Raw genomic sequence first — 4,843 nt, forward strand, 5'->3', positions numbered from 1 at the left:
CCCCGAGCGGGGCGCCGCGGTCGGCTACGACCGCATGGAGGGCACCCGGTTCAGGCGCACCACGCGGTTCGAGCGCCGGCGGCCCGACCGCACCCCGGAGAGCTGCACGTACGCGCAGCTGGAGGAACCGGTCTCCTACGACCCGGGCGCGCTGCTGTCCCGGGCCGGGGGCGCGACCTGCCCGATCAGCACCGCCAGCCCGTCCAGCAGGCGCTGCAGGCCGAAGTCGAAGAGCTGGTCGAGGTCGAAGTCGTAGCCCTCCAGGGTGAGCCGCAGGAAGGTCGGGTGGGCGGCGACCAGTTCCATGAACACGCTCTCCTGCTGGTCCATCCACTCCTCGGCGTCCTGCCCGGTGGCGGCCTCCGCGGCGGCCTCCATCTCCAGGTTGAGCGCGGTGCCCCGGACGTAGTTGAACAGCGTCAGGTAGGCGGTGAGCAGGTCCTGCACCTCCAGGCCCTCGGCGGCCAGGGTGGACAGCACCCACTCGCCGAACGGCAGCGCGTTGGCCACCGGCTGGGGACGGGTCACCGACATGGTGGACGCCAGCCAGGGGTGCGCCCGGAACATCTCCCAGAGCCGGTGCGCGGCCAGCTCCAGCCGGGCGCGCCAGCCGAGGGCGCCCTGCGCGGGGGTGAAGGACATCTCGGCGAAGACCAGGTCCATCATCCGGTGCAGCAGGCCGTCCTTGTCCGGCACGTGCCGGTACAGCGACATGGCGGCCACGTCCAGCTCGGCTGCGACCCGGCGCATCGACAGCGCCTCCAGGCCCTCGGCGTCGGCCACCGCGACCGCCGCCGCGACGATCCGCTCCGTCGTCAGCACGCCCTCGGGCCCGGGGCGCCGGGGCAGCTGCCGCCCGGCCCCGCGCGGGGGCCGCTCGGCCGCGCCGCCCGGGTTCCCGGCGACCACCGTCCCGACGCCCGGGACGGCCCGGACCAGCCCCCGGCCGCGCAGCTCCGCCAGCGCCCTGGTGGCCGTCGCCATCGCCACGTTCCACCGGCGGGTGATCTCCCGGGTGGACGGCACCCGGTCACCCGGGCGCAGCTCGCCGCGTTCGATCCGCCCCCGCAGTTCGTCCGCGATCTGCTCGTAGCGGTCCACCCGCCCCACCTCCGCACTAGTGCACCAGTGGGCGCCATGCTAGCTGTCGCGGAACTCTCGGCGCCGCTCCCCGGGGCCGTCCGGGCGCACTAGTGCACTAGTGCAGCAATCCCGCATGCGGCTGTTTCGCGGCTTGCCCAGTGCAGTGCGTACGGCGTACGTTCGGTGTCATGGAGAACATGACGACGAACCCCGACATCCTCGTCTCGGGCGGCGGCATCGCCGGCCCCGCCCTGGCGTACTGGCTACGCAGGGCGGGCTTCCGGCCCGTGGTGGTGGAGCGCGCCCCCGCGCCCCGGCCCGGCGGCCAGACCGTCGACCTGCGCGGCGCCGGACGCACCGTCATCGAGCGGATGGGCCTGTTGGAACGCGCCGCCGAACTCGCCGTCGAGCAGCGCGGCATCGCCCTGGTCGACCGCCGCGGCCGGCACACCGCCCGGATGCCCACCGAACTCTTCGGCGGCGAGGGCATCGTCTCCGACCTGGAGATCCTCCGCGGCGACCTCGCCGACCTGCTGTACGAGGCCACCGCCGGCGACGTCGAGTACCTCTTCGACGACACCCTCACCGCCCTGCACGAGGACGCCGACGGCGTGCACGCCACCTTCGAGAACGCCCCGCCCCGCCGCTTCGACCTGGTGGTCGGCGCCGACGGCCTGCACTCCGTCACCCGCCGCCTCGCCTTCGGCCCCGAGCAGGGGCACTTCGTCCCGCTCGGCGGCTGCACCGCCTGGTTCACCGCCCGCCTCGGCCCCGAACTCGACCTCGACGGCTGGTTCCTGATGTACAACGCCCCCGGCGGCCTGGTCGCGATGGCCCGCCCCGGCCGGCTGCCCGGCGAGACGAAGGTCGCCCTCAGCTTCCGCACGGCCTCGGCCGCCCCCGACCGCCGCGACCGCGCCGCCCAACAGCGCCTGCTCACCGAGAAGTTCACCGGCGCCGGCTGGGAGAGCGACCGGCTGCTCGCCGCGATGGCCGACGCCGACGACTTCTTCTTCGAAGACCTCGGCCAAGTCCGCCTCGACCGCTACACCCGCGGCCGGATCGCCCTGGTCGGCGACGCCGCCTGCTGCCCCACCCCCCTCACCGGCCTCGGCACCAGCCTCGCCCTGGTCGGCGCCCACCTCCTGGCCGGCGAACTCGCCACCGCCCGCGGCGACTTCACCACCGCCTACGCCGCCTACCAGCACCGCATGCGCCCCTACGCCGCCCAGGCCCAACAACTCCCGCCCGGCGGCATGCGCGCCTACGCCCCCACCACCTCCCCGATGATCGCCCTGCGCGCCGCCTCCATGCGCTGGATGACCCGCTGGCCGCTGCGCCGCCTGATGGAGGCCCAGGCCGCCAAGGCGTCCGACGTCGAACTCCCCGACTACACCCAGGTGTTCGCCTGAGCCGGACGTCCCGCTTGCCGCCTCCCGGCCACCGGGCGCCCAGTGACCGGAGGCGGTGTCGGCGCCGGACGGCAGGATGCCCGCCATGCGATGCGAAGTCTGCGGCCACGCGATGGCGAAGTGGGACGAGCCGCCCACCCGGTGGTGGCGCGAGACCTGGGAGTGCCCGTGGTGCCGGGCGACGGCCACCACCCACGGCCCGGAACTCCGGGTCAGCCGTCCCCCGTACGCGTCATGGGAGACGCGGTGGGCGCGGGCGCTCTCCGACATGCTGCCGGAACCGGAGCGGCACGCCTACGCCCACCCGCGCCGCACCCTGTGCGGGATCGAGCGGCCGGACCTGTCGTCCTCCCCGTTCGGCACGTGGGGCGGGGCGGACGGGGACTGCCCGGAGTGCACCGCCGAGGCGCTGGCCATCGACGCCCGCTGGCCCGAGCAGTTGCGCGAGGGCTTCGGCGACTTCCTCGGCGTCGAGCCGGAGCCCGACCCGCTCGACGCCCCCGGCCGGGTCCCACCGCCGGACGAGCTCGGCCGCCCGGAAACCGAGCTCCCGCAGGCTCGTTGGAGCCCGCACACCCGGGTCCTCGCCGCGCCGCCGCCAGGCTCGCCCGATCCGGATCCGGGGTACCGCACGATCGGCGCCGGCCCGTCGGCCGTCCGGCTCCCCGCTCGCTGGATCGGCGCGGTGGTCGACCCGTACCGGCGGGACGCGTACCGGTGGCCGATGTTCCCCGAGCAACCCCTTGACACCCTGCCGCCGCTGGACGAGGCGTCCTTCACCGGTGACTACGCCTGGTTCGGGGACACCGGCGAGCCACTGGAGTACCGCACCCCTGTGACCGACCGGATCGCGGCAGCCCTGGCGGCCGACGGGCTCGCCCTCCCCGCCGACTTCACGGCCCTGATCACCCGTTCCCGCCTGCACCGCTGCCTGGATCGGGCCAGCGGCTACTGGACGGACCCGCACGGCCCGCTGCCCAGCCCGCTGCACCCGGACGACCGACTGGTGCTGCTCCTGCGCGAACAGCAGAACTGCTACCTCTGGTACCTCTACCTGCACCGCGACGGGAGTTCCGCGGTGGTCCGCACCGACCGCGACCTGACCGCCGACCGGGGCGAACGGTACGGCCCCGACGGCGCGCCGGTGCCCCCGTCCCCGATCGAGCTGGTCTGGTGCGCCCCGAGCACCGAGGTCTTCGCGTACCGCTTCCTGGCCTGGGCCACCCTGTTGCACGCGATCGAGGGCCGCCGCCGGGCCGCCGACCTCGACCCCGAGCACCTGGCCTACCTGGCCCACCTCGCGCGCCCGCGCGCCTGAGCACGGGGACGGCCCCGGTCTCCGTGGGGTGAGACCGGGGCCGTCGGGGAGAGGTGGCGCGTCAGCCGGTGAAGCCGGCCGTGATGGAGGTGAACTGCCAGTCCGACTGGGCGATGCCGGAGCAGGTCTCCTGGAGGCCGCCGCCCGCGCAGCCGCGGTCGCGGTTGACCGACCAGAACGCCAGGCGGGCGATGTGGTTGGTGTTGGCCCAGTCGCGGATCGCGGTCCAGTTGGCGATGGTGGTGGTCTCGTTGTTGTCGCTGAGACCGTTCATGCCGGAGATGCCCAGGTGCGAGTACGCGGTGGCGTCGTCCCAGCCGTAGACCGACTTGAGCTTGTTCTTCAGGCCGGTCGCCGCGCTGACGGTGGCGGCGTACATGTCGGTCGACGCGTTGCCGAAGTCGAACGGCATGATGGTGAAGACGTCGATGTCCGCGCCGAGCGCCTTGGACTGCTCGATCAGCCGGTTGCCCGGGGCGGTCGGGCCGCTGATCGCGGTGCCGAAGGTGACGATCGTCCTGATACCCGGGTTCTTCTGCTTGACGATCTTCAGCGCGTTCAGGATGCGGTCCTGGACGGTGTAGTTCTCGAACTCGTCGGTGTTCTCGATGTCGATGTCGATCGCCTTCAGGTTGTAGGCGTCGATCACCTTCTGGTAGGCGCCGGCCAGCGCGGTCGCGTCGGCGCAGTTCGGGCCGAGCTTGTTGCCCGACCAGCCGCCGAAGGACGGGACGACGTCGCCGCCCGCGGCGCGCACCGCGTTGATGGTCTGCTGGTCCACGCCGTTCAGCAGCGGCCGCTGGCTGTCCCAGGTCGGGTTGCAGCCGTTCTGCGCGAGCACGAAGGCGAGGGTGAACCACTTGATGCCGGTCGCGTTCATCACGGTGGCCGCGGCCGGCGGGTTGCCCCAGCCGTTGTACAGGTACGGCGCGGCCTGCTTGAAGCCGCTCGGCGTGGTGGTCGGCGGCGTGGTCACCGCGAGGGATTTGGACGCGGCGGAGGCGTTGCCCGCCGCGTCGCGGGCCTTGAC

General features: G+C 73.6%; 4 protein-coding genes and 1 pseudogene. 3 read left to right on the forward strand and 2 right to left on the reverse strand.

Features of this window, described 5'->3' with window-relative positions; genetic code table 11:
* Nucleotides 1-169 (forward strand): annotated as a pseudogene (locus tag ACFUEL_RS35240) (ATP-dependent DNA ligase); the annotation flags it as partial.
* Here the strand turns inward: ACFUEL_RS35240 and ACFUEL_RS35245 are convergent.
* Nucleotides 136-1,101, reverse strand: a complete 966-nt coding sequence (locus tag ACFUEL_RS35245) for a TetR/AcrR family transcriptional regulator C-terminal domain-containing protein (RefSeq protein ID WP_380241587.1) — start codon at nt 1,099-1,101, stop codon at nt 136-138. The pseudogene ACFUEL_RS35240 and the gene ACFUEL_RS35245 overlap by 34 nt on opposite strands.
* 170 nt (nt 1,102-1,271) lie before the next feature.
* Between ACFUEL_RS35245 and ACFUEL_RS35250 the strand changes: the two genes are divergently transcribed.
* Nucleotides 1,272-2,495, forward strand: a complete 1,224-nt coding sequence (locus ACFUEL_RS35250; protein ID WP_380241589.1) for an FAD-dependent monooxygenase — start codon at nt 1,272-1,274, stop codon at nt 2,493-2,495.
* 85 nt (nt 2,496-2,580) lie between these two features.
* Nucleotides 2,581-3,813, forward strand: coding sequence for a hypothetical protein (locus tag ACFUEL_RS35255; protein WP_380241591.1), 1,233 nt, complete (start codon nt 2,581-2,583; stop codon nt 3,811-3,813).
* Between the two features lie 61 nt (nt 3,814-3,874).
* On the opposite strand, the gene ACFUEL_RS35260 is transcribed toward ACFUEL_RS35255, so the two are convergent.
* On the reverse strand, nt 3,875-4,843 hold a 969-nt coding region (locus ACFUEL_RS35260; protein WP_380241593.1), incomplete at its 5' end, for a chitinase.

It is taken from the genome of Kitasatospora sp. NPDC057198 (assembly GCF_042670125.1).
Classification (GTDB): Bacteria; Actinomycetota; Actinomycetes; order Streptomycetales; family Streptomycetaceae; genus Kitasatospora.